Consider the following 25,182-nt stretch of genomic DNA (forward strand, 5'->3'; position numbering starts at 1 on the left):
GGTGAAATCCTACTGGCTCACTGCGAGGCACGACTCACGGTCGGACTGGGCTCTCCCACCCGTCCGGCCGCCTCCGGGGCCTCGTTCCAGCGCCCGGAGACCCGCCACAACAGCACCAGAAGCACAGCCGCGGTTACGGCCGAACCGGTGAAGTACGCGAACTCCACGCGGGTGGAGACCGCTCCTTCGACGAAGGTCGCGCCGACGAGCGCGGCGGTTCCCAGCGCCCAGCCGAGCAACTGCAGACGGTGTCGGTCCATGGCCATCAGTGCCTGGCCGAGGATCAGCGCCAGCATGTAGCACATCGTTCCGGCTGCAAACCAAAAGAAGTCAAGAAAATGGAGAACATCCGGTGCCTTGAAGAAGACGCGGATCAGCCACGCCCCGAGGAGCACCGAAGGGATCCCGCCGAGCAGGCCCAGCGCGCCGATGACGCCGCCGGTGCGCACCAGCATCTTCCGGAAGGCCTGCCGGTCCCCCGCCGTGGCCGCCGTGGAGAGGCCCGTCATCAGCGTCGGCTGCAGCGAGCCGAAGATGAACAGCGGGATCCGGCAGAGCACGCCCGCGGTGAGCACCGCGAAGGTGAGGTTCCCGTACGCGTGGCCGGGATCGGAGACGGGTGCGAGCAGGGCCAGGGTGATGACCGGGGCGTTGACGACGATCTGGGCCAGCACCGAGGCGCCCATCATCATCGTCATGTTCTGCAGCAGCTCGGGCCAGGCCATCGGCGGTCCGTCGTGGCAGCCGCGCAGCGTGGGCCGCAGCGTGAGCAGCATGGCCAGGAACGGCGCCGCCGCCAGGACCAGGGCGTAGGCGATCGCCTCGTGCACCCCGGCGAGGTAGAGCCCGAGCGCCAGCACGATACGGAACGCGCCGTCGTAGGCCAGCGAACGGCCGTAGGAGTCGAACAGGCCGAGCCCGGCCAGGACGCCGCGGGTCAGGTAGACCAGGCCCATGCCGATCAGCGAGCCGCCGAAGGCCCACACCAGGCCGACGTCGCCGCCGAAGAAGCGTTCCGCCAGGGGGTGGGCGAAAGCGGCCAGTCCGCCGCAGAGGAGCACCAGCAGTCCGGCCGTCAGCAGCGCCGCGCGCCGCAGCACGGGAGCCACGCCCTCGCCGCGCACCACGCGGGCGGCGACGACGCGGGTGAGCTCCTGCTCGACCGGGAAGAAGAGGCCGAGGCTGAGGGTCATCACCAGCGACCAGAGCTCGGAGACCGCGGCGCGCGGGTCCGTCCCGAGCGCGTGGCCCGCGATGGCGATCTGGATGTAGGAGGCCGCGCCGAGGACCACTGTTCCGCCGATGACCAGGTGGGTCCCCGGCGGAATGACCCGCATCAACCTGGCGAGCGGACCGTCACCGGACTTCTGCCCTCGCCCGTCGTTCATCCGCTGTCGCCGCCCGCGTCCGCACGGGCGCCGGCCGCGGTGACGAGCTCGGCGAAGGCCGGACGCTTGAGCGCCTCGGCGAGGCTCTGCTGCCACTGCGGCAGCGGCTCGAAGCCTGCGGCGGCCCAGCGGTCGTGGCCGAGCACGCTGAAGGCCGGGCGCACGGCGGGGCGGGGGAAGGCGTCCGAGGTGGTGGCGCCGACCCGCTGCGGGTCGAGTCCGGCCAGCTCGAAGACGGCGCGGGCGAGCCCGCACCAGGTGGTCCGCCCGGATCCGGTGCCGTGGTAGACCCCCGCGGGCGCCGTGCCGGCGAGGGCCGCGCGGCCGAGGGCGACCAGGCGCTCGGCGAGGTCGGCGGTCCAGGTGGGCTGCCCGTGCTGGTCGTCGACGACGGCCAGGGTGTCCCGCTGGGCGGCCAGCTTCAGCATGGTGGCGACGAAGTTCGGACCGTGCTCGCCGTAGAGCCAGGCCGTGCGGACCACGTAACCGGAACCGGGAAGGAGCTCGGCGACCGCCTGCTCGCCGACCAGCTTGCTGCGGCCGTAGGCGTTGACCGGGCCGACCGGGGCGTCCTCGGGGCAGGGCTCGGTGGCGTCGCCGGGCAGCACGTAGTCCGTCGAGACGTGCAGCAGCACCGCGCCGGACTCGGCGCAGGCCGCGGCGAGGTGCCGGACGGCCGTGCCGTTGACCGCGGTGGCCTCGGCCTCCGCGGTCTCGGCGCCGTCGACGTCCGTCCAGGCGGCGCAGTTGACCACGACGTCGTGTCCGGCGACGGCCGCGCGGACCGCCCCGGGGTCGGTGACGTCGAGGTCGGCCCGGCCCAGCGCGGTGACCTGCTCGCCGGCGAGCGCCGCCAGCACGTCCTGCCCGAGCATGCCCCGGGCCCCGGTGACCAGCCAGCTGGTCACAGCGCGGCCTGCGCCTTCAGCGGCTCCCACCAGGCGCGGTTCTCGCGGTACCAGGCGATGGTGTCGGCCAGGCCCTGCTCGAAGGTGACCTGCGGGGTGTAGCCCAGCTCGTTGCTGATCTTGGTGATGTCCAGCGAGTAGCGCAGGTCGTGGCCCTTGCGGTCGGCCACCCGCTCGACCATGTCCCAGTCGGCGCCCGCGGCCTGCAGCAGCAGGCCGGTGAGCTCCTTGTTGGTGATCTCGGTGCCGCCGCCGATGTTGTACACCTCGCCCGCGCGGCCCTTGGCCAGCGCCAGCGCGATGCCGCGGCAGTGGTCGGAGACGTGCAGCCAGTCGCGGATGTTGCCGCCCTCGCCGTACAGCGGGACCTTCTTGCCGTCGATCAGGTTGGTGGTGAAGAGCGGGATGACCTTCTCCGGGAACTGGTAGTGCCCGTAGTTGTTGGAGCACCTGGTCACCACCACGTCCATGCCGTGGGTCCGGTGGTATGCCAGCGCCAGCAGGTCGGAGCCCGCCTTCGAGGCCGAGTACGGGGAGTTCGGCGCGAGCGGCCACTCCTCCGTCCAGGAGCCCTCGGAGATGGAGCCGTAGACCTCGTCCGTGGAGACGTGCAGGAAGCGGCCGACACCGTGCTTGCGGGCCGCGTCGAGCAGCACCTGGGTGCCGAGCACGTTCGTGGTCACGAACGGGCCCGCGCCGGCGATCGAGCGGTCCACGTGGGACTCCGCCGCGAAGTGCACGACCGCGTCGTGGCCGGCCATCGCCGCGTCCACGGCCTCGGCGTCGCAGATGTCGCCCCGGACGAAGGTGTAGTCGGGGTGATCCGCCACCGGGTCCAGGTTGGCCAGCACGCCGGAGTAGGTGAGCTTGTCGAACACCGTGACCTTGGCCCCCTGCAGCGGCGTGGGGGTCGAGAGCAGCTGGCGGACGAACTCGGAGCCGATGAACCCGGCACCGCCGGTGACAAGAATGCGCATAGTGCGGCCAGCATATCCGCACGAATGCCGCCCCACCGGTGCCCGGGGCGGGCCCCGGGGCTCGTCCGGCGGGGGTAAGAACGGAGGCCCTAGAGTGGCCGCATGCGCGGAATTCTTCTCGCGGGTGGAACCGGCTCCCGTCTCTGGCCTCTGACCAGGGCGGTCTCCAAGCAGCTGCTCCCCGTCTTCGACAAGCCCATGATCTATTACCCGCTGTCCACGCTGATGATGGCGGGGATCACCGAGGTGCTGATCATCACCACCCCGGACGACCAGGACCAGTTCCAGCGGCTGCTGGGCGACGGGTCCCAGTGGGGTCTCCGGCTGAGCTACGCCGTGCAGGAGCGGCCGGAGGGGATCGCCCAGGCGTTCGTCCTCGGCGCCGACTTCATCGGCGACCAGCCGGTGGCGCTGATCCTGGGCGACAACATCTTCCACGGCAGCGGGCTCGGCACCCGGCTGCGCGAGAACGCGGGCCTGGAGGGCGGGCGGGTGTTCGCCTACCCGGTGGCCGACCCGTCGGCGCTGGGCGTCGTCGAGTTCGACGCGGAGGGCCGGGTGATCTCCATCGAAGAGAAGCCCGAGAAGCCCAAGTCCCGCTACGCCGTCCCCGGCCTGTACTTCTACGACGCCGACGTCGTGAAGATCGCCCAGGGGCTCAGCCCGAGCGCCCGCGGCGAGCTGGAGATCACCGCCGTCAACGACGCCTACCTGCAGCGGGGCCGGCTGAACGTCACCGTGCTCGACCGGGGCACCGCGTGGCTGGACACCGGCACCTTCGACTCGATGGTGCAGGCCTCGGAGTACGTGCGCGTCATAGAGCAGCGGCAGGGCCTCAAGATCGGTTGTGTCGAGGAGATCGCCTGGCGCATGGGCTACATCGACGCCGAGCAGTTGCGCGCCCTGGCCGAGCCACTGGTCAAGAGCGGCTACGGCTCCTACCTGCTGAACCTGCTGGACGAAGGGACCACCCGGTGAAGATCCGCCCGCTGAGCATCGAGGGCGCCTGGGAGATCACCCCGGTGCAGCACGGCGACCCGCGTGGTCTGTTCATGGAGTGGTACCGCTTCGACCACCTCGCCGAGGCCGTCGGCCACCCGCTCCGGCTGGCCCAGGCGAACCTGTCCGTCTCCGCCGCCGGGGTGGTGCGCGGCATCCACTTCGCCGACGTGCCGCCCGGCCAGGCCAAGTACGTGACCTGCGTGCGCGGGGCCGTGCTGGACGTGATCGTCGACCTGCGGGTCGGCTCCCCCACGTTCGGCCGCTGGGAGGGCGTCCGGCTGGACGACGCCGACCGCCGCGCGGTCTACCTCTCCGAGGGCCTGGGCCACGGTTTCTGCGCGCTGAGCGACGACGCCACGCTGTCCTACCTGTGCTCGGAGACCTTCAACCCGAAGGGCGAGCACGGCATCCACCCGCTCGACCCCGAGCTCGGCATCGAGTGGCCCGCGGAGACGCCGCAGCTCTCCGCGAAGGACGAGGCCGCCCCGACCCTGGCCGAGGCCCGCGCGTCGGGCCTGCTGCCGGTCTACGAGGAGTGCCGCGCGTTCACCGAGTCGCTGCGGGGCTGATCCGCGCGGGGTGAGAAGTCGGTGTGAGGGGGTCGGGGCGGTCGCCCCGACCCTCACTCACTTCTTTCCGAGCGCCGCGCCGGCGTGCGCCGGGGGCAGCAGCCGGACGGTCACCGGCACCGAGGGGACGCGCAGCGAGAGGTCGTGCTGCAGTCGCGCCACGAGCGTCGGCTCGGCCACCCAGATCGTCGTCGCCCGCCCCTGGGCGGTGAGGGCCTTCTGCAGGTCCCACAGCCCGGCGGCGTACTGCTTCGCACTCGGCCTCCCCCGCCCGATGTTGACGTAGTAGAGGTCCATCGCCCAGGGCAGCATCAGGCCCTGCTGCCGCAGCAGCGTGTTGGCCAGGAAGGTGTCCTGCTCGTTGGCCCAGCCGATGTTCGCGTCCAGCACGATGACGGGTTCGTGCGGGGCCGTGGCGAGCGGGCCGTCGATGTAGGCGCCGGCCGGCGGCGTCGGCATCGCCATCTGGCCGCTGCCCCAGGCGAGCAGCGGGACGGCCGCGGTGGCGCTGCCGCCGCTCTTGCCGAGCGCGACCGCCCCCGCGTGCTGCACCGCGCGCGGGGCCCAGCTGAGGTTGACCGCGACCAGGAAGGCCGCGGCGGCCGCGGCCGCGGCCGGCAGCGCCGCGCGGACCGGCCGCCGAGCGGGCGCGGCCGGACCAGGAACCCGCTGCGGTGCGAGCCGGATCCAGCCGAGCGAACCCGCCAGCACCAGGAGGACCAGGACGACGCCGGTGACGAGCTTGTCGAAGTAGTAGCTGCTCAGCGTGTGAACGGTGGCCAGCTGCCAGAGCCCGAAGGCCGCCAGCAGCGCGGCGACGGTGAGCGCGGTCAGCAGCCCGGTGCGGCCCACCGCCGTGCGCTGCCGGTACTCCGCCGCCAGGGCGAGCAGCACCACCGCCATCACGCCGGCGGCGAAGACCAGCGACGGCGCGGTGGCAGAACCGTTTCCGCCGGTGGCCGCCTGCGAGGCCGGGTCGAGCGAGGTGAACACGGAGTACGCCGTCGGCAGGGCGGCCAGTCCGAGCCCGACCAGGACGGAGGGGATCCACCACAGCGCCACCGGTCGCAGCGCACGCCGGTGCACCACGACCAGAGCCGCCGCGGCGACGAAGACGATCGGGGCGTAGAGGTTGTAGCCGTAGGCGACGGCCGTCGCGCCGGTCACGACGACCGCCGCGCGTTCGGCCCAGCCCATGGCCGGCCGCACCAGCACCGCCACCGCCAGCGGCAGGCAGAGCAGCCCGAATATCTGGGAGAAGTACCCGGCGGGCACCAGCGTCACCAGCGGGCTCACCAGCGCCAGCCCGCTGAGGCCGCCGAGCACCGCCGCCCCGCGCGGGCCGCGCAGCCGCGGCCCGGCCACCCAGCGGGCGCCCCACACGACGACGGCGGGCACCAGCGCCAGCACCACCAGGTTCTCGTGGAAGAAGGCGGTGTAGCCGTCCAGCGCGACAGGCTCCGGCCTGCCGTTGTGGATCAGCAGGTCGAACCAGGCGAGCACGAAGTGCGAGCCCTGCGGGTAGGACGTCTGGGTCGGCGTCTGGACGTACGGCGCGGCGGCGGAGGCGTGCAGGAAGAGGAAGCCGGGCAGTCGCTGGATGGTGTCGAAGATCGCGAAGTGCACGTAGCCGTCCGCCGAGGAAGCGCCGAAACGGAGCTGCTGCGTCGCGTTCAGGCCGGCGATCGGCCGCCACAGCTGCCAGAGCGTGACGCCGAAGGTGCCGAGCACCAGCAGGTCGCTGCCCCTGGCCCGGAGCGGAAGCGACGGCAGCCGTCCGGAGACCCACCAGCGCAGACCGGCCGCGGTGAGCAGGATCGAGCAGGACAGCGGACCCGCCAGCCCCCAGGGCCAGACCGAGAGCAGCAGTCCGAGCAGCAGCACCGCACCGATGATCACCAGCGCCGACACCATCAGCCGGTCCAGCAGTCCGCCGCCGACCCGCAGCGAGGCGGCGACGCCGAACAGCAGCAGGAACGCCAGCACCGGGCCGAGGTGGAGGGCCGTGAGCGCCCACGGCAGCAGCCAGGCGCCGACGGCCCAGGCGACCGCCACGGCGGCGCGTCCTGGCCGGAACCGCGCCGAACGCCGGGAACGTCCGGTGAGTGCGCTCGCGGTGCCGGTCTCCCCCGGCTCGGCCTCCGCCCTCCTGGGGGCGGAAAGTCTGCTCGGGCATCTGTGCAACCTCGTCGTCTCGGGGGCGTTCCGGTCAGGTGCCGGAGGACGCGGAGGGCAGGAAGGCGACGGTGACCTCTGCCCCCTTCACCAGGGGTGGAAGATCATGGGCCAGCAGCACGGCCAGCTTGCGGTCGCCGACGTACACCTCGACGGGCTGACGGCCCTCGGACCTGACGGCGAGCACCAGCGCGTCCAGTGAACGCTGGTACGCGGCCCCGTGGGGCACGAAGGTGCCCATGTTCACCGAGCCGAGGTCATTGTTCATCCCGACGACCGATCCCTGACGGTGCGCCAGCGTGTTGGCCAGGATGGTGTTGCGGCGGTTGGACCAGCCCCGGGGCGTGTCCAGCATGATGATGGTGCCGTTGGCCGACAGCACCGCCGGGTGCGAGGTGACGAACGCGCCGGGGCTCGGCCGCGTCGCGGTGATCCGGCCCTGGCTCCAGGCCATCAGCGGCAGCTTGCCCAGGGAGGAGTCCGAGCTCGGCGGCTTGGCGTAGACGTTGACGCCCCAGGCCGCGTTCAGGCCCACCAGCAGGGCGCCGAGGCCCGCTGCCAGCGCCAGCCCGGCGGTCACCAGGCGGCCGGCCCTGGCCCCGCCGAAACGCAGCGCCGGCAGGGTCACCGTGGCCCGCAGCCCCCAGCCGACCGCGCCCAGCAGCACGAGCATCGCGAAGGTGGCCCCGGTGGCGGACTTCTGGAAGTAGTAGGCCAGATGATGCAGCGTCGCGTGCTGGTAGGCGCCGTACAGCGCGAGCGCCGCGCCGGAGCCCGCGGTCAGCAGGAAGCCGGCCCGGGCGACCGCGAAGCCGCGCAGCGCCGGACGGACCAGGGCGGCCAGCACGACGACGGTCAGCGCCAGCTGGAAGACCAGCGACTGGGTGCTCGCCCCCGCGCCCGACTCCATCGACTGCGAGCCGACATCGAGCGAGGTGGTCACGGCGATGAAGGTGGGCAGCGCGGCGAGTCCGAGGCCCACCGCGACCACCGGCAGCCACCATCGCAGCGCCCTGCGGATCCGGTGACGCTGCAGCACCACGTGCGCTATCAGCACGAATCCGAAGAAGATGAGGAAGAGGTTGTAGCAGTAGGCCGTCGCGACGGCTCCGGCCACCAGGACCGCCGCGCGCTCGGCCGTCGGCATCGCGGAGCGGATCAGCAGCGCGGTGCCGAGGACCACGAAGAGCAGTCCGACGAGCTCCGAGTAGAAGCCCTGCACGACCAGCACCACCAGCGGGCTGGCCAGCAGCAGGCCGCCCACCAGGCCGCAGACGGCGCCCGCGCGCCAGCCGCGCAGCCGCGGCCCGCCGACCCAGCGGGCGCCCCACACGGTCAGCGCGCACAGCAGGGCGGCGACGACCAGGATCGCGTGGAAGAGCCAGGTGTAGGAGACCAGGGCGTCGGGCTCCAGCCGGCCGCCGCGCAGCACCAGGTGGACCCAGGCGAGCAGGAAGTGCGAACCCTGCGGGTAGGACGACTCGGTCGGGGTCATCACGTACTGGCGTGCCTGCTCCGTGTGCAGGAACAGGTACCCGGGGATGCGCTGGATCGCGTCGAAGATCGCGAAGTGCACGTAGGCGTCCGGCGCCTCGCCGTTGTAGTCCAGCTGCGCCGCCGGGGAGAGCCCGGCCACCGGGATCATGAGCCGCCAGAACACCAGGCCCGCGGTGCCCAGCACCGTCACGTCCGACCAGCGGAACCGGAGCGGCAGCCGCGGCAGCCCTCCCGCGCACCACCACCACGCCCCGGCGACCAGGAGCAGCACCGAGCAGGAGATCGGCACCGACAGACCCCACGGCCACACCGACATCAGCAGTCCGAGCAGCAGTACCTCGCCGCAGAGCAGCAGCAGCGCCAGCACGAGCCGGTCCAGCAGCACCCCGCCCGAACGTATCGCCGAGGCGGTGGCCACCAGGACGACCGCGAGCAGCAGCGGACCCTGGCCGAGGGCCGTGAGCAGCGGCGGCAGTGTCAGCGAGGCCGCCAGCCAGATCAGGCCGACGACAGCCCGCGCCTTCCGCTTCTCCACCACGATCCCTATCGTCCCCCCGGCCGAGCGTTCGAGGCGCGCCCGGTTCGCCCAGGAAAGGATAGGGCCCCGCTTCCCTGGGGAAGCGGGGCCCTGCCCTGTTTAAGAGACACTCACACCCATCCCGTACCTCGAATTTCCAGACTTCGAGTGAACAGGTGGACGACGGCTGAACGTCAGGCGAAGTAGCCGAAGACGTCCGCGACGATGTGGGTGGTGCTGCTCACGTACAGCTTGACCTTGCCGTCGGCACCGACCGGGACCAGGACCAGGTTCGGGACGGTCTCGCCGGCGACCCAGTTCAGGTTGGAGGTCTTCGGCTGCGTGGTGCCGTCCGCGAAGGCGGTCAGCACGCCGCTGCCGGTGGTGCCGGTGACGGTCACGTTCAGCACGACCGCCTTGATGCCGGTCGGCACGTTGCCGCCGGTCACCTGCAGCACGACCGTGTGGCCGGCCGGGATCGCGGTCTTGGTGGTGACGCCGAGCGCCGCGCGGGTGTCCAGCAGCCGCTTGGGACCGGTCTTGGTGTACTTCGAGGCACCGTTCGGGTCGAAGTAGCCGAAGACGTCGGCGATCACGTGCGACTTGCCGGCCACGGCGAGGTTCACCGCGCCGTTGCTGCCGATCGGCACGATCACCAGGCCCGGCAGGGTGGTGTTGCTGGCGCTCCAGTTGATGTTGGACGCGTTCGGCTTCGTGGTCCCGCCCGGGTAGGCGGTGATGAAGCCGCCGCCGACCGTGCCGGTTGCCGTCACGTTCAGCACCACCGCGGTGGCGGTGGCCGGAATGCCGGCCACGTTGCGGATCGGCACGCTGACCGCGCCGTTGGTGATCGGCGTGGTGCCGGGAACGCCGATCTTCGCGCGGGTGTCCAGCAGACGCTGCGGGGTGTGCGCCGTGTAGGACGCGCCCGAGGTGTCGTTGGTGTAGTAGCCCTGCACGTCGGCGATCACGTTCGTCGCGGAGGAGGCGTAGAAGTCCACCCAGCCGTCGCCCGAGAGCGGGACGGTGACCAGGTTGGAGATGATGTTGCCCTTGACCCAGTTCAGGTTGGACGTCTTGGGCCGGGTGGTGCCGTCGCCCCAGGCGGTCAGCACGCCGCCGCCCTGGGTGTTGACCACGGTGACGTTGAGCACGACCGCGGTCACGCCGGAGGTGGGGATCCCGGCCGAGGTGTTGCCCTCGATCAGGGCGGAGGCGATGCCGCCGGCCGCGACCTGCGGGGCGGTGCTGCCCGACTTACGCGTGTCGAGCAGTCGCTTCGGGGCGACCGGGTGGTACGTGCTCGCACCCTGGGCCGGCACGGGAAGCGCGGCGCACAGGTCGCCGGCGACGGTCGCACCCTTCGGCTCACCGAGACCGGTGGCCAGGTCGTACCCGGTGGCGGCCGGCAGGGCCGTGGCGTCGGCACCGCTCGTGGTCACGTCGGTGAAGGCGCTGCCCGAGTTCGCGTACAGGGTCGGGTTGATGAACCCGGCCGGGCCGCTGGTCTGGCAGGAGGCCTGCGCGTCGGCCTGCGCGACGAGGGCGGCCCAGGTGGGCGAGGCGCCGCTGGTGCCGCCGACCGGGCCCCACTGGCCCGCGATGTAGACCGGGTAGCCGGTGTCGGGGTCGGCCAGGGCCGAGACGTCCGGCACCTGACGGCAGACGTAACCCGCGGACGGCTTGCAGTTGGCGGCGGAGAAGCCGGGACCGGTGAAGCCGTGCTGGTAGTTGTAGCCGTCGACGTCGTCCAGCGACCAGATCTTCGAGGTGCCGCCGCCGGAGCCGGAGCCGTCGTGCGACCACGAGGTGCGGCCGGCCGATGCGCCCGAACCGGAGAGCGAGGTGCCGCCCACGGCCGTGACGTAGGGCTGGTCGGCCGGGTCGGAGACGACCGGGCTGTTCTGGTACGGAGCGCCGCTGTCCCCGATGCAGCTGGTCCTGCCGCTGTCACCGGAGGAGTTGAGCACCGTCTGGCCCTGGAGCGCGGCCTCGATGAAGGTCCAGTTCTCCGTGTTGACGACCGTGGAGTCGCTGTCGAGCTCACAGCCGCCGTAGCTGATGGAGACGACCTGGGCGCTGTCGTCCGTCACCATCCGGCGCATCGGGTCGAGCCAGTCCGCGTCGGTGAACTTGGTGTTGGGCTTGCCGTTCGAGAGGGTCAGGTCGGGACCCTCGTAGTCGATGACGTGCGAGCCCGGGGCCATGCCGGCCAGGATCTCCAGGTCGAGCAGCGACTCGATGCCGACGTTGATGTTCGGGTTCGGCGCGACGGTCGGACCGCCGTCGACCGGGACCACGCTCACCGGCACATGGGTGCCGTAGCAGGCCTGGTAGGCGGCGAGGTCGGAGGCGCTGTACCGCTCCCACTCCAGGACGCCGACGGTCACGCCGGCGCCGGTGGTGGAGGTGTGGTCCATGCCGTACACGGACGCGAGGTTCTGCGCGCTGTACCAGCCGTTGCCGTCGGAGCTGCTGCGGCCGGTCTCGTTCTGGATGGTCTGCTCGACTCCGGCGATGCCGGTGCTGCAGAACTGCGGCCCGGAGTCGCTGGGCGTGACCGCCCGCGCGACGCGCGTGCTCTTGGTCGACTTGCTGACGACGGCGGCGTTCTTGGACGCGCCGACGATGTGGTTGGCGACCGGACGGAAGGTCGCGTCCAGACCGGCGATGCCGGTCAGCTGCGCGGCCACGGCACCGCTGATCTGCGGCGCGGAGGTGTTCAGGAAGCCGGTCGTGCCGTCCTTGAGACGGTACGACGCGAAGCCGGTGTGGAAGGCCTTGGCGGCCTGGCCCACGGTGGTCCTGACCGGGATGGAGAGACGGTCGGCGCTGACCGCGCCGGGGGTGAGACCCTCGGCGCGCAGCGAGGCCTCGACCGCCGCGATGGTCTGCGGGGTGGCCCCGTAGACCTTCCCGAACTGACCCTTCGACAGGTAGTGGTGGTACAGCGGGTTGTGCTTGGTGGTGACCGCCTTGGCGAGGGCCCGCACCTCCGCGGGGTCCCGCGGCTGGAGGTTGACGCTCAGGCGGAGCGCGGTGTCGTCCGACGGCGCGCCGACCTGGACGGCGCCGACCGGGGCCTGCGGGGCGGAACCGACCCGCTGCGGGCTCGCGGAGACCGCGCCCGGCTGGCCCACCGGCGAGGCGTTGGCGGTGGCAAGAGCAAAAGAACCGCCCACCAGGGCGGTGGCCGCGATGGCGGCGGGCAGCCCGAAACGGCGGGCTCGCCGATGCTTGGGCGCGTTGACCTGCAAGGCCATACAGACACTCCTAGGAACTGGGCCGAGGTCCGGTCCAGGGAGGAGGTGTCCGGTGTGCCGCGTCTGGATCACAGCTGCGTCAGCTGTCGCACAGAAACGCGCATCCCCCGTACGAAGAGCCGTTCGGCCAGTCCCCCTCCTGGGTGAACGATGCACCTGTCTATCAGGGATGTGTCATACGTGTGCACGATCAATGGGTGTTCTGTCGCATTTTGACAGCACTGGGCGGGCGCATGTGACGGAAGTCACAGGAGGGCAGAAACGAGCGGACCCCGCTCCCCCGTCCGCGAGGACGGGAGAGCGGGGTCCGAGTGGTACAGGAGTACCTGGCCCGAAGGATCCGGAATTACTTCAGGATCTTGGTGACCTGGCCGGCGCCCACGGTGCGGCCACCCTCACGGATGGCGAACTTGAGGCCCTCCTCCATGGCGATCGGCTGGATCAGCGCGACCGTCATGGCGGTGTTGTCGCCCGGCATGACCATCTCGGTGCCCTCGGGGAGGGTCACGACGCCGGTCACGTCCGTGGTACGGAAGTAGAACTGCGGGCGGTAGTTGTTGAAGAACGGGGTGTGGCGGCCACCCTCGTCCTTCGACAGGATGTAGGCCTGGGCCTCGAAGTCGGTGTGCGGCGTGACCGAACCCGGCTTGATGATGACCTGGCCGCGCTCGACGTCCTCGCGCTTGATGCCACGGAGCAGCAGACCGACGTTCTCACCGGCCTGGCCCTCGTCGAGCAGCTTGCGGAACATCTCGATGCCGGTGACCGTGGTGGTGGTCTTGGTCTCCTTGATGCCGATGATGTCGACAGTCTCGTTGACCTTGAGGACACCACGCTCGATGCGGCCGGTGACGACGGTGCCACGACCGGTGATCGTGAAGACGTCCTCGATCGGCATCAGGAACGGCTTGTCGACGTCGCGGTCCGGGGTCGGGATGGCCTCGTCGACCGCGTGCATCAGGCCGAGGAGCTTCTCGCCCCACTCCTTGTCGCCCTCCAGCGCCTTCAGCGCGGAGACGCGGACGACCGGAAGGTCGTCGCCCGGGAACTCGTACTCGGAGAGCAGCTCGCGGACCTCGAGCTCGACGAGCTCCAGGATCTCCTCGTCGTCCACCATGTCGGCCTTGTTCAGGGCGACGACGATGTAGGGGACGCCGACCTGGCGGGCCAGGAGGACGTGCTCCTTGGTCTGCGGCATCGGGCCGTCGGTGGCGGCCACGACCAGGATCGCGCCGTCCATCTGGGCGGCACCGGTGATCATGTTCTTGATGTAGTCCGCGTGACCGGGGCAGTCGACGTGGGCGTAGTGACGCGCCTCGGTCTGGTACTCGACGTGCGCGATGGAGATGGTGATACCGCGCTGACGCTCCTCCGGCGCCTTGTCGATCTGGTCGAACGGCGTGAAGGGGTTGATGTCCGGGTACGCGTCGTGCAGCACCTTGGTGATCGCGGCAGTCAGGGTGGTCTTGCCGTGGTCAATGTGACCGATGGTGCCGATGTTGACGTGCGGCTTGCTCCGCTCGAACTTGGCCTTAGCCACTTTGGGGTCCTCCTGAGGACAGTTTCTGTACGCCGTTCGACGTCAGGTGGTCTGGTTGGGGGCCGGAGGGGCCCGGGGTTCACCGTTCGGGTGAACCCCAGGACCACCTCCTCACAGCCTAAGGGGTGTTACGTACCGGAATGTTCCGGTCGTCACTCGCCCTTGGCCTTGGCCACGATCTCTTCCGCCACGTTCCGGGGAACCTCGGCGTACGAGTCGAACTGCATGGAGTAGCTGGCACGGCCCGACGTCTTGCTGCGCAGGTCGCCGACGTAGCCGAACATCTCCGACAGCGGGACGAGGGCCTTGACGACCCGGGCGCCGCTCCGCTCCTCCATGGCCTGGATCTGGCCACGGCGGGAGTTGATGTCGCCGATGACATCGCCCATGTAGTCCTCGGGCGTGGTGACCTCGACGGCCATCATCGGCTCGAGCAGCACGGGGGACGCCTTGCGAGCACCCTCCTTGAACGCCATCGAACCGGCGATCTTGAACGCGAGCTCCGAGGAGTCGACGTCGTGCGAAGCACCGTCGAGGAGGATGACCCGGACGCCCTGCAGCGGGTAGCCCGCCAGGACACCGAACTCCATGGCCTCCTGGGCACCGGCGTCGACCGAGGGGATGTACTCCTTCGGCACGCGGCCACCGGTGACCTTGTTGACGAACTCGTAGCCCTCGCCGGACTCCAGCGGCTCGATCGCGATCTGGATCTTCGCGAACTGGCCGGAACCACCGGTCTGCTTCTTGTGCGTGTAGTCGATGCGCTCGACGGCCTTGCGGATCGTCTCGCGGTAGGCGACCTGCGGCTTGCCGACGTTCGCCTCGACCTTGAACTCACGACGCATACGGTCGACCAGCACCTCGAGGTGCAGCTCGCCCATACCGGCGATGATGGTCTGGCCGGTCTCCTCGTCCGTGTTGACCTGGAAGGAGGGGTCCTCCTCCGCGAGACGCTGGATGGCGACACCCAGCTTCTCCTGGTCGCCCTTGGACTTGGGCTCGATCGCGACGCGGATGACCGGGGCCGGGAAGTCCATGGACTCCAGGATGACCGGGTTCTTGTCGTCGCTCAGCGTCTCACCGGTGGTGGTCTGCTTGAGACCCATCACGGCGATGATGTCGCCGGCGCCCACCGAGTCGATCTCCTCACGCTTGTTCGCGTGCATGCGGTAGATCTTGCCGATGCGCTCCTTCTTGCCCTTGACCGAGTTGAGCACCTGGGTGCCCGCCTCGAGGCGGCCGGAGTACACGCGGACGAAGGTGAGCTTGCCCAGGTGCGGGTCAGACATGATCTTGAACGCCAGCGCGGACAGCGGCTCGTCGTCGGACGCCTTGCGGGCGATCTCGACGGACTCGTCGCCCGGCTTGTGGCCGATGATGCTCTCGACGTCGAGCGGCGAGGGCAGGTACTTCACGACCGCGTCGAGCAGGGGCTGGACGCCCTTGTTCTTGAACGCGGTGCCGCAGAAGACCGGCGTGAAGTTGCTGGCGAGCGTGCCGCGACGGATGCCGGCGATGAGCTGGTCCTCGGTGGGCTCCTGGCCCTCGAGGAAGAGCTCCATCAGCTCGTCGTCGCCCTCCGCGGAGGTCTCGAGCAGCTTGGCCCGGTACTCCTCGGCGAGCTCGGTGTGCGTGGCCGGGATGTCGACGACGTCGTACATCTCGCCCTTGGTGGCCTCGGCGGACCAGACCAGCGCCTTCATCTTCACCAGGTCGACGACACCGGTGAAGTCCGACTCGGCGCCGATCGGCAGCTGCATGACCAGCGGGGTCGCGCCCAGGCGGTCGACGATGGAGTCGACGCAGCGGAAGAACTCCGCGCCGGTGCGGTCCAGCTTGTTGACGAAGCAGATGCGCGGGACGCCGTAACGGTCGGCCTGACGCCACACCGTCTCGGACTGGGGCTCGACACCGGCGACACCGTCGAACACCGTCACGGCGCCGTCGAGGACGCGGAGCGAACGCTCCACCTCGACGGTGAAGTCGACGTGACCCGGGGTGTCGATGATGTTGATGGTGTTGTCGACGCCGTCGACCGTCCAGTGGCAGGTCGTCGCGGCCGACGTGATCGTGATGCCGCGCTCCTGCTCCTGCTCCATCCAGTCCATGGTGGCAGCGCCGTCGTGGACCTCACCGATCTTGTACGAGACACCGGTGTAGAACAGGATGCGCTCGGTCGTGGTGGTCTTGCCCGCGTCGATGTGCGCCATGATCCCGATGTTGCGGGTCCTGGCCAGGTCAAGGGAGGTTGCAGCCATGGTGGCTCAGCTCTCTCAATCGTGTTTCGAAGGGGGTACGGACTACCAGCGGTAGTGCGCGAAGGCCTTGTTGGACTCGGCCATCTTGTGGGTGTCCTCGCGACGCTTCACGGAGGCGCCCAGACCGTTGCTCGCGTCCAGGATCTCGTTGAGCAGACGCTCGGTCATGGTCTTCTCGCGACGGGCGCGGGAGTAGCCGACGAGCCAGCGCAGGGCCAGCGTGTTGGCGCGGCCGGGCTTGACCTCGACCGGCACCTGGTAGGTCGCGCCACCGACGCGGCGGGACTTGACCTCGAGAGTCGGCTTGACGTTCTCCAGGGCGCGCTTGAGCGCGACCACCGGGTCGTTGCCGGTCTTCTCGCGGACGCCCTCGAGGGCGCCGTACACGATGCGCTCGGCGGTGGAGCGCTTGCCGTGCAGGAGGATCTTGTTGACGAGCTGGGTCACCACAGGGGAGCCGTAAACCGGGTCGATGATGACCGGGCGCTTCGGGGCAGGGCCCTTACGAGGCATTTTTTACTTCTCCTTCTTGGCGCCGTAGCGGCTGCGGGCCTGCTTGCGGTTCTTCACACCCTGGGTGTCGAGAGAGCCGCGGATGATCTTGTAACGCACACCCGGCAGGTCCTTCACACGACCGCCACGCACGAGCACGATGGAGTGCTCCTGCAGGTTGTGGCCCTCGCCCGGAATGTAGGCGGTGACCTCGATCCCGCTGGTGAGGCGCACACGGGCGACCTTACGCAGAGCCGAGTTCGGCTTCTTCGGGGTGGTCGTGTACACACGCGTGCAGACGCCGCGGCGCTGGGGCGAACCCTTCAGTGCGGGCGTCTTGTTCTTCTCGACCTTGTCCTGCCGGCCCTTTCGGACCAGCTGCTGGATCGTAGGCACCGTATCTCCGATTCTCTGTGCCAAGGCTGGTGAAACTAACCTGGTGCGTCACGCGCCGACTCCCCGACCCACGCGGTCGGGTGTGTCGGGCACCTTGCACGTCCCCGAACTGGCGAAGCTCGGATGTGTGGAAGCGCGGTATCCCATGGCGCGGCGGCCAGAATGCACGCACGCGCGAGAGACCCGGGGACACCCCAGGCACAAGGTCAGAGCGTACCTAGCGCAAAGGCGCGGGTCAAAACAAATGCGTGTGGACCCAAGGCGCGACTGTCAAGCCACTGGGCCGAATGGGTGAGCGGACGGCGGCGGACCGCCGGGACGATCTCTCAGGGACCGACCGGACCGCTCCCCGCGACGATTCCGAACAGGAAGATCAGCACCCACAGCACGGAACCGAGACTGCCGAGGACGATACCCGCCGTGGCCATGCCCTGGCCGTCCTCGTCCCGGTCGCGCAGCTGCCGTTTGGCGATCACGCCGCAGATCACCGCCGGCACACCGGACAGCCCCGCGGTGAAGACCTGGGCCAGTCCGAGCAGCAGCGCCGCGACCGACGCGCCGTTGGTGCGTCGCCGCACCGGCGGCCACGGGGGCGGGCCGTAGTAGTACGGACGCGGGTAGCCGTAGGGCGGGGGCGGCAGCGGCGCCGGGGGCTGGAAGAGCTGCGGCGCGGGCGGATACGTCGGGGCGGGCATCGGCGTGGGCATCGGGCCGACCGGCAGGTCCTGCACCAGCTGCGCGAGCTGGCCGTAGGTCTGCGCGGCCTGCGCGGCGGCGGCCCGGTCCTGGTACTCGTCCAGGGCGAGCCTGCCCTCGGCGAACGCCGCCTTCAGCACGTCGACGGTGCGTTCCCGGTCGGCCTGCGCGGCGCGCATGGCCTCCTGCGGGAACGGCACGGGCGCCACCGGCACCGGCGGCACAGGCGGACCCGCCGGCCGCGTCGCCCGCTGCCACGGGTCCATCGGTTGCATGGGCTGCATCATGGACACTGCGACCTCCCCGCTCGCTCGCGTGCTCCCGCTCCCATAGTGCAAGACGAACGGCGGTCCCGCACGGTGCCCGATCCGGCGGACGAGGACTGTCGCCCAGTTGTGACAGACCTTCAGTCCGGGCCGCTCCGGACCGGAACGGGTGCGTCAGGACGAGGTCTCGACGCGCTCCGCGTAGCGCTGACGCAGCTCCAGCCAGTGACGGTCCAACAGCGCGGGCGCGACCTGGGTGCCGTAGTGGGCGGCCAGGTACTCGCTGAGTCGCTGCGGGTCGGGCTGGTGGCCGAAGTTGTCCATGTAGGAGCTGAGCGCCTCGAAGTAGAGGTCGAAGGCCTGCTCGGGCTCGGCGCGCGGGGAGAACCAGGCCTCGGGGCCGGGGTCGGGCTGGGGCGGCTGCTGGTTCGGCAGCCAGCCGATGCCGCGGGTGGACGGGTCGGCGGGGGTCTCCACCTCCTCCCCCTCCGGGGCCGGGGCCCCGTCGGGGTCGCTCAGCGGCCGGCGGTGCCGGTTGCGGGCGAGGGTGTTCAGCACGCCGACGGCGACCTTCGTCGGATCCGGGGCGGGGCCGACCAGCGGCGGTGCGGAGGCGGGCGCCACGGCTTCCTGCTGCGCCTCGGCGGCCTGACCCCCGGCCTGACCCCCGGCCTGACCTGCGGCGGTCGCGGGGACCTGGCCGGCGACCGGGGCGTGGGTCTGCGGCTGGGGGTGCGGCTCGTCGTGGGCGAGCGGGGCCTCCAGCGCCGGCGCGGCGATCGCCGCGGGTTCCGCGACCTGCGGCCGGCGCACCAGGTCGAGGTCGAGCGGAACGCCGTACCTGGCCAGCTTGAGCGGCAGCAGCATCTCCAGCGGCGCCCGGTAGCGCCAGCCGCGTCCGAACTGTGCGCGCAGGTGGGTCCGGTAGACCAGGCGGTTCTGCTCCAGCCGGATCACCTCGTCGTAGGAGCGCAGCTCCCAGAGCTTCATCCGGCGCCACAGCCGGAAGGTCGGCACCGGGGAGAGGATCCAGCGGAGCAGGCGGACCGACTCCATGTACTTGTCGGCGGTGATGTCCGCGATCCGGCCGACCGCGTGCCGCGCGGCCTCCACGACCACGATGAAGAGCAGCGGGATGATCGCGTGCATGCCCATCGCCAGGGCGTCGCCCCAGGAGGAGGCGGCGTTGAAGACGATCGTCCCGACGGTCAGCAGCCAGGCGGCCTGACGCAGCAGTGGGAAGGGGATGCGCAGCCAGGTGAGCACCAGGTCGAGCGCGAGCAGCACCGCGATGCCGACGTCGACGCCGATGGGGAAGACGTAGGCGAACAACCCGAAGCCCTTGCGGGCGGCGAGGTCGCGCACGGCGGAGTAGGAACCGGCGAAGCCGATTCCGGCGATGATGAACGCACCGGCCGCCACCGCGCCGATGAGGGCGCGGTGGGCCTTGGTTATCACGGGGCGGTCGGCCATGGGGCGTGCTCGCTTCGTGGTGATCGTGCTGACCGTGGGACCCCGGGGGGACGGGGCGGGGACAGCTTGCCACATACAAGCGTCGGACATGTGATCGAGTCAGCCGTGATCGGCAACCAGTGGGCCCCGTGTGCGAATTGTGACCTGGGGCGCACTTTCGCGGCGCGCTCGTGGAGCCCCCGGCGAGCTGCTGAAACACTGGTCGCACCGGGCCGTACCGAGCGTGAGGCAGCACGATGAGCAAGAGCAACCAGCAGCGCCGTGCACGGAGGAAGCACGAGCGCGCGGCGCGCGAGCGCCACGCCGCGCAGCACCACGCCGCCCACGCCGCCGCCGCGCCTCCGCCGCCGGAGGATCTGCCGGTCCCCGAGCTGGTCTCCCGCGCGGTCCACGCGGCGGGCGGCGCGCACCCGGATCTGGCCGAGGTGGTCGTCGAGGACTGGGCCTCACGGCTGGCGGCCCGCGCGTCCGAGCGGGGCCGGGTGGACCGGGAGCTGCTGAACCAGGGCGAACAGTTGCTGTCGGTGCTGTGGGGGCAGGCCTTCTGGCGTCCGGCGGATCTGGTCCGGCTGACGCGCCGTCGGCTGAAGCCGGCCCATGTCGCCCTGGCCGTCGCCCTGATCGCGGCGGAGGCCAGGCGCTACTCCCCCGCCGCCTTCGACCGCCGCTGGACGGACCAGCTGCGTGAGATCGAGGCGGTCGTCCGCTGGGAGCGCGACGAGGCCTGGCTGGACGAGGCCGCGGCGGAGCTGCGCCTGGACCGCTTCTCCGCGCTGGCCTGCCTGCTGGAGCTGCTCGGAATGTGGTCCACCGCCCCCGTGCTCACCCAGGTCGGTCCGGTGCCTGGGCGGTCCGCGGCGCCCCGCCCCTCGCTGACCGAGCCGGTGGCCGGTGAGCCCAAGCTGCTGGCCAGGATCCGCGCGCTGCTGGCCAAGGCCGAGTCGACGGAGTATCCGGAGGAGGCCGAGGCCTTCACCGCCAAGGCGCAGGAGCTGATGACCCGTCACAGCATCGACGAGGCGCTGCTGGCGGCCCGCAGCGGCCGCGCGGACGCCCCGGGCGCCTGCCGGATCGGCATCGACAGCCCCTACGAGAACGCCAAGGCCCTGCTGCTGGACGCGGTCGCGCAGGCCAACCGGGCCCGCTCGGTCTGGGACAAGCAGAACGGCTTCTGCACCGTCGTCGGCTTCGAGAGCGACCTCGACGCGGTCGAACTGCTCTTCACCTCCCTGCTGGTGCAGGCGGTCGCCGCCATGAACAGCAGCGAGGTGCAGCGCAGCGGCCGCAGCCGCTCCTTCCGGCAGTCCTTCCTGGTCGCCTACGCCTCGCGGATCCGCGAGCGGCTCACCGCCGCCACCGCCAAGGCCACCGCCGAGGCCACGGTCCCGGTCGCCGACGCCGAGGTCACCGCAGACCCGGGAGAGCTGCTGCCGGTGCTGGCCGCCCGCGAGGAGGCGGTGGAGGAGCAGACCGCGGTGCTCTTCCCCCGTACCACGACCGGCCGGGCCATCCGGGCCACCGACTGGGAGGGCTGGCAGCAGGGCCAGGCCGCCGCCGACCGCGCCCGCCTGCACGGCCACGACCCCGCTCTTGACGGCTGACGTGATCGCTCCGAATCTGCCAGGAACCGCCAAGAACCGGCCGCGTGAAGGAAGTTGGAAGAGTAGCGTCATATTTCGAACACGAGCGGAACCCATCATGCGATTTACGGGGGACCTGTGGCGACTCGTTGGGACAACGCCCTGGACGACCGGGTGCCCTTCCTGGCCCGGCTGGAGCAGGCGGAGCGCGAGGAACTGCTCGGGCTCGGGTATCCGATGCGCTTTCCGGCCCGCTCCATGGTCATCCACCAGGAGGAGCCGTCCACCCATGTGCTGCTCATCCTGTACGGATGGCTGAAGGTCACCGCCTCCGCGATGAACGGGTACGAGGCGTTACTGGCGTTACGCGGCCCCGGTGACATCGTCGGGGAGTCCGCCGCGCTGAGCGGCAGGCCCCGTTCGGCGACCGTCACCGCACTCGAAGAGGTCCGTGCCGTGGTCGTGGACAAGGACCGCTTCACCTGGTTTCTGCACCGCTCCCCGCAGGTCGCCCTGCAACTGCTCGGCCTGACCGCCGACCGGATGCGCGTCGGCGACCGGCGCCGCCTGGAGTTCGCCGCACTCACCGTGAGCGAGCGGCTCTCCGGCCTGCTGCTGGAACTCGTCCGCACCCATGGCGTGCAGACCGACGAGGGCATACTCCTGGCCGTCCCGCTCAGCCAGCAGGAGCTGGCCGGCTCCGTGGGCGCCTCGCGGGAGGCGGTCACCCGGCTGCTGCGACGCCTCAGGGAGCGCGGCGTCCTGGTCACCCGGCGCCGCAGCCTGCTGGTGCTGCGCCCGGATCTGCTGCGCACCCCCGACCGCGAGCTCTGATCCACCTCCGCCCCACGCATGTTCCGCCAACTCCCTTGAAGCAAATGGGTATTCGGTCACAGAACGGGTGAGCAATCCGTCCTCGTGCCGGCGCCGCGCCGCCCCCAGACTTCCAGCACCAGGGCCGAGCGGCGGAAGGCAGCCATGTCCGATCCCATCAACCGCACCATCCTGCTGGCCGACATCGAACGCTTCGGCCGCCACGACGACGTGCAGCAGGTCTTCCTGCGCCGGGTGCTCTACGACGTGCTCAGGGACACGCTCAGGGCGGCCGGCGTCGAGCCCGACGAGGCCCGGCTGGAGGACCGCGGGGACGCGGTGATGGCCCTGATCAGCTCGGCCATTCCGAAGACGCGCCTGTTGAAGGCGCTGCTGGAGGAGACTCCCGCCGCGCTGCACGGCTACAACCGGCTGGCCGCCAGGGACACCCAGGTGCGGCTGCGGCTGGTGCTGGCCGAGGGCGAGGTGGCCCTGCAGCAGCTGGCCGGCCTGGCCGCGGGTCCGGAGCGTGCGGTCGAGGGGGCCGTCGGCTCCGACCTCAACCAGGCGTTCCGGCTACTCAACGCAGACGAGCTGCGTCAGCTGCTGCGCGAGCGCGCCGACGACTGCGTGCTCTGCGTCTCCGACCCGGTGTACAGGGGGATCGTCCGGCACGGATACAGGGGGATCCGTCCGGACGACTTTCACCGGATCAGCCTGACCAGCAAGGAGGGCGAGCTCCATGCCTGGGTGCACGGCGGCCGGGTCGGGGGTCCCGGCACGTCCGCCACCCAGGCCGAGCCCGCCGCTGCCTCCCGGCCCTCCGGCGGCGGTGCGCCGCCGTCGGAGGGCCGGGGGGTGCACTTCACCGGCGGCTCCCCCAGCTTCGGCGGCAGCCTGGTCCAGGGCGACCAGCACATCGTCTCCGGCGGCACCGTCCGCGACGTCCACGTCGGCAACGGCATCGGCAGCAGCGGAGCCGGCACGCCGAGAGCGCCGAGAGAGCCCGGTGAGCGGCCATGAGCGACGAACCCGCGGCCGCCCCGCGCGAGGAGAAGCCCGCACGCCAGCAGGCGGCGGCAGCATCCGCGGCCGTACCCGCGGCCCAGGCCAGACCCGGCGAGCAGCCCGCGCCGACCGCCGCCGCAGAGCCGGAACCGGCCCCGCCCGACGCCCGCGAGGCGGCCAAGGAGCTGCGCCGGAACACCCCGCGCAGCTTCATCGACCGGGGCAACTACTTCACCGGCGGCTCCCCCAGCTTCGGCGGCAGCCTGGTCCAGGGCGACCAGCACATCGTCTCCGGCGGCACCGTCCGCGACGTCCACGTCGGCGACACGCACATCTACCAGGTCGCGGCGGCCCGCGCCGCGGTGCACGCCTCGGGGGAGATCCCGGCCGAGGAGATCGACGCGCTGGCTGCCGCGTTCGAGCCCGGCCCGGCCTTTGACGCGGCGCTGGCCACCCTGCGCGAACAGCACGTCGTGGTGCTGCTCGGAGCCCCGGGGAGCGGGCTGCGCACCGCCGGGCTGATGCTGCTGCGCCGGGCCGGGGCGCGCGTCGTCCGCGCGTTGGAGCCCGAGGTCGCCGCCGCCGATCTGCTCCGCGACCCGGCCGAGGCCGACGGCTACCTGCTGCACCGCGTCCGCACCACGCAGGGCGAGCCGCTGAGCCGGCTCCGGCAGTTCGAGATCGAGAAGGAGCAACGCGAGCGCGGCCGCTACCTCGTGGTCACCGCCACCGACCCGAACCTCGTCCGCGAGCTGCGACCGCTGCTGTGGAAGCCGCCGAAGCTCGCGCGGGTGCTGTCGGCGCAGCTGCGGTCCCGGCGGCCGGACGCGGAGCTCGCTCCGCTGCTCGCGCTGGAGCCCGTGGCGGAGTTCGTCGAGGGCTCCTGGTCGATGGCCGAGACGGCGGACTTCGCCGCCCTGGTCGCCGACCACGACGCAGGCGCTGCGGACGCGGCGCGGCTGGCCGAGTTCGGCGGACGGGCGGTGCGCGCCCGCGTCGACCGCTGGTTCGGGGACACGGCGCTGCCGCTCCGCGAGAAGGCCTTCCTGCTGGCGCTGGCCGTCTTCGACGAGGCCCCGTACGCGCTGACGGTCGAACTGTCCGACCAGCTCTACCGCGCCCTGGAGCGGATCGCCGCACCGGACGTCGAGCCGGGCATCGAGCCGTTCGGCGACTCGGTCGCCAACCGGGTGCAACTCGCGGGCGCCCGCGTCTACGGCGAGAACGAGGAGACGCCCTGGGGCCCGGTGCCGCAGCGCATGGCCGCGTTCCGCAGCACCGGCACCGCGTCGGCGGTGCTCCGCGACACCTGGACCGGGCACCCCTCGGCGCGCCCCGCCCTGGTCGAGTGGGTGCACGAGCTGGCGGCCGACCCGCGACCGCTGGTCCGCACCAGAGCCGCGTGGGCCACGGCGCTGCTGGCCACCGAGGACCTCTCCTCGGTGATGGGCCGCCTGCTGCTGCCCTGGTCGGTCTCCCCGCTCTTCCAGCTCTGCCTGCAGGCCGCCAACGCCCTGGCCCTGGCGCACTACGCGGGGCTGGCGACGGTCCCGCGCATCCTGCGCATGTGGTCGGGGGACGCCGACACCCGGCGCCGCTGGACCGCGATCCGCTGCTTCGCGCTGATCGGCGACCAGCTCCCCGAGGCCGCGCTCGAGGCCGTCGCCGCGGCGACGGAGCGTCTGGACGCGGAGCTGACCGAGGAGCTCACCGAGGCCGAGGAGCAGGCCGGCCCCGTCCCCCTGTCGGAGTGGGAACTGCCCTACGAGCTCGCCGGGTTGATCGACGCCCTGGTGCTGCTGCTGTTCTCCGCCGCGAGCGCCACCGTGCTGGAGGCGCTCACCGGCTGGCTCGACGGCGGGCCGGCACTCCGCCTGCTCGCCCTCTGCGGTCTGCTGGGCGGCGCGGCCGAGACCACGGCGCCGGCCGAGGACGGGGCCACGGCGGTGCGGGACCGGCCCGTGCTGCTGGAGCTGCTCGCCGCCGTCCCGACGGCCGCGCCCGGTGCGGCGGTGAGCGTGACCACGCTCCCGCCGGTCGACGGCCCCACCGCCGTGCACGACCGGATCGTGCGCCTCTGGCGCGCCGCGCTCGCGGACCGGCTGCTCGGCCGGGCCGCGCTGGAGCAGCTGCGCCGCTGGATCACCGACGTCGCCTGGTTCCCCGACCTGCAGGAGGCCCTGATCCGGCTGCTGCAGGCGCTCGCGGAGTCCGACTTCGAGCGCAGCCGCATGGAGCACCTGCTGCGCAGCGTCGCCAAGAGCGAGCCCGACGCCGCGGCCTTCTGCGAACGGGTCCGCGCGACCGGCCACGGCGGCCGACCGGCCGCCGCCCCCGCACTGCACCCGTGAAGCAGACGCACCC

The 25,182-nt window shown here is 71.4% G+C and carries 18 protein-coding genes; 6 read left to right on the top strand and 12 right to left on the bottom strand.

Annotation, left to right across the window (positions count from 1 at the left end):
• Nucleotides 1-17: 17 nt before the first annotated feature.
• The 3 genes from BS83_RS24315 to rfbB are packed head-to-tail and all read right to left on the bottom strand — an operon-like array spanning nucleotide 18 to nucleotide 3,273.
• Nucleotides 18-1,388: a lipopolysaccharide biosynthesis protein gene (locus BS83_RS24315; protein WP_157597297.1), complete on the bottom strand. Its 1,371-nt coding sequence runs from the start codon at nucleotides 1,386-1,388 to the stop codon at nucleotides 18-20.
• Nucleotides 1,385-2,263, bottom strand: coding sequence for a dTDP-4-dehydrorhamnose reductase (gene rfbD / locus BS83_RS24320; RefSeq protein WP_051945538.1), 879 nt, complete (start codon nucleotides 2,261-2,263; stop codon nucleotides 1,385-1,387). The genes BS83_RS24315 and rfbD overlap by 4 nt, the downstream gene beginning before the upstream one ends.
• A 29-nt stretch (nucleotides 2,264-2,292) precedes the next feature.
• Nucleotides 2,293-3,273, bottom strand: coding sequence for a dTDP-glucose 4,6-dehydratase (gene rfbB / locus BS83_RS24325; RefSeq protein WP_037605726.1), 981 nt, complete (start codon nucleotides 3,271-3,273; stop codon nucleotides 2,293-2,295).
• Nucleotides 3,274-3,375: 102 nt separating this feature from the next.
• Between rfbB and rfbA the strand changes: the two genes are divergently transcribed.
• Nucleotides 3,376-4,251 (top strand): glucose-1-phosphate thymidylyltransferase RfbA, encoded by an 876-nt coding sequence (gene rfbA, locus BS83_RS24330; protein WP_037605727.1) that lies wholly within the window; start codon nucleotides 3,376-3,378, stop codon nucleotides 4,249-4,251.
• A gap of 2 nt (nucleotides 4,252-4,253) precedes the next feature.
• Nucleotides 4,254-4,844 carry a dTDP-4-dehydrorhamnose 3,5-epimerase gene (gene rfbC / locus BS83_RS24335; RefSeq protein ID WP_198035457.1) on the top strand — a complete coding sequence of 197 codons (591 nt, stop codon included), beginning with the start codon at nucleotides 4,254-4,256 and terminating at the stop codon, nucleotides 4,842-4,844.
• A gap of 57 nt (nucleotides 4,845-4,901) precedes the next feature.
• On the opposite strand, the gene BS83_RS24340 is transcribed toward rfbC, so the two are convergent.
• The 9 genes from BS83_RS24340 to BS83_RS42915 form a co-directional block, all read right to left on the bottom strand.
• Nucleotides 4,902-6,899 carry a hypothetical protein gene (locus tag BS83_RS24340; RefSeq protein ID WP_037605729.1) on the bottom strand — a complete coding sequence of 666 codons (1,998 nt, stop codon included), beginning with the start codon at nucleotides 6,897-6,899 and terminating at the stop codon, nucleotides 4,902-4,904.
• A 154-nt stretch (nucleotides 6,900-7,053) separates the two neighbouring features.
• The gene (locus BS83_RS24345; RefSeq protein WP_037605730.1) at nucleotides 7,054-9,054 is read right to left on the bottom strand and encodes a hypothetical protein; all 2,001 of its coding nucleotides are present in this window, start codon (nucleotides 9,052-9,054) and stop codon (nucleotides 7,054-7,056) included.
• 173 nt (nucleotides 9,055-9,227) lie between these two features.
• Entirely contained in the window at nucleotides 9,228-12,296 is a 3,069-nt protein-coding gene (locus BS83_RS24350) for a S53 family peptidase (RefSeq protein WP_037605731.1), read from the bottom strand.
• A 346-nt stretch (nucleotides 12,297-12,642) separates the two neighbouring features.
• The gene (gene tuf / locus BS83_RS24355) at nucleotides 12,643-13,836 is read right to left on the bottom strand and encodes an elongation factor Tu (RefSeq protein WP_037605732.1); all 1,194 of its coding nucleotides are present in this window, start codon (nucleotides 13,834-13,836) and stop codon (nucleotides 12,643-12,645) included.
• 152 nt (nucleotides 13,837-13,988) lie between these two features.
• Complete coding sequence (gene fusA, locus BS83_RS24360; protein ID WP_037605733.1) at nucleotides 13,989-16,094, bottom strand: elongation factor G; 2,106 nt, start codon at nucleotides 16,092-16,094, stop codon at nucleotides 13,989-13,991.
• 42 nt (nucleotides 16,095-16,136) lie between these two features.
• Nucleotides 16,137-16,607: a 30S ribosomal protein S7 gene (gene rpsG / locus BS83_RS24365; protein ID WP_037605734.1), complete on the bottom strand. Its 471-nt coding sequence runs from the start codon at nucleotides 16,605-16,607 to the stop codon at nucleotides 16,137-16,139.
• A gap of 3 nt (nucleotides 16,608-16,610) precedes the next feature.
• Nucleotides 16,611-16,982: a 30S ribosomal protein S12 gene (gene rpsL, locus BS83_RS24370; protein WP_014144289.1), complete on the bottom strand. Its 372-nt coding sequence runs from the start codon at nucleotides 16,980-16,982 to the stop codon at nucleotides 16,611-16,613.
• 326 nt (nucleotides 16,983-17,308) lie between these two features.
• A complete protein-coding gene (locus tag BS83_RS24375; protein WP_232248473.1) occupies nucleotides 17,309-17,953 on the bottom strand; it encodes a DUF1707 and DUF4190 domain-containing protein in 645 nt (214 codons plus the stop codon).
• Between the two features lie 165 nt (nucleotides 17,954-18,118).
• On the bottom strand, nucleotides 18,119-19,417 hold the full coding sequence (locus tag BS83_RS42915) for a DUF2637 domain-containing protein (RefSeq protein WP_037605735.1): 1,299 nt from the start codon (nucleotides 19,415-19,417) through the stop codon (nucleotides 18,119-18,121).
• Between the two features lie 236 nt (nucleotides 19,418-19,653).
• On the opposite strand from BS83_RS42915, the gene BS83_RS24385 reads away from it, so the two are divergent.
• The 4 genes from BS83_RS24385 (at nucleotide 19,654) to BS83_RS24400 (ending at nucleotide 25,169) form a co-directional block, all read left to right on the top strand.
• Nucleotides 19,654-21,018 carry a DUF2786 domain-containing protein gene (locus BS83_RS24385; protein WP_084713999.1) on the top strand — a complete coding sequence of 455 codons (1,365 nt, stop codon included), beginning with the start codon at nucleotides 19,654-19,656 and terminating at the stop codon, nucleotides 21,016-21,018.
• Between the two features lie 117 nt (nucleotides 21,019-21,135).
• A complete protein-coding gene (locus BS83_RS24390; RefSeq protein WP_232248474.1) occupies nucleotides 21,136-21,831 on the top strand; it encodes a Crp/Fnr family transcriptional regulator in 696 nt (231 codons plus the stop codon).
• A gap of 144 nt (nucleotides 21,832-21,975) precedes the next feature.
• Nucleotides 21,976-22,833 carry a hypothetical protein gene (locus BS83_RS24395; protein ID WP_051943813.1) on the top strand — a complete coding sequence of 286 codons (858 nt, stop codon included), beginning with the start codon at nucleotides 21,976-21,978 and terminating at the stop codon, nucleotides 22,831-22,833.
• The gene (locus BS83_RS24400; protein ID WP_051943816.1) at nucleotides 22,830-25,169 is read left to right on the top strand and encodes a hypothetical protein; all 2,340 of its coding nucleotides are present in this window, start codon (nucleotides 22,830-22,832) and stop codon (nucleotides 25,167-25,169) included. The genes BS83_RS24395 and BS83_RS24400 overlap by 4 nt, the downstream gene beginning before the upstream one ends.
• Nucleotides 25,170-25,182: the final 13 nt, after the last annotated feature.

This window comes from Streptacidiphilus rugosus AM-16, assembly GCF_000744655.1.
In the GTDB taxonomy this organism is placed as follows: Bacteria; Actinomycetota; Actinomycetes; order Streptomycetales; family Streptomycetaceae; genus Streptacidiphilus; species Streptacidiphilus rugosus.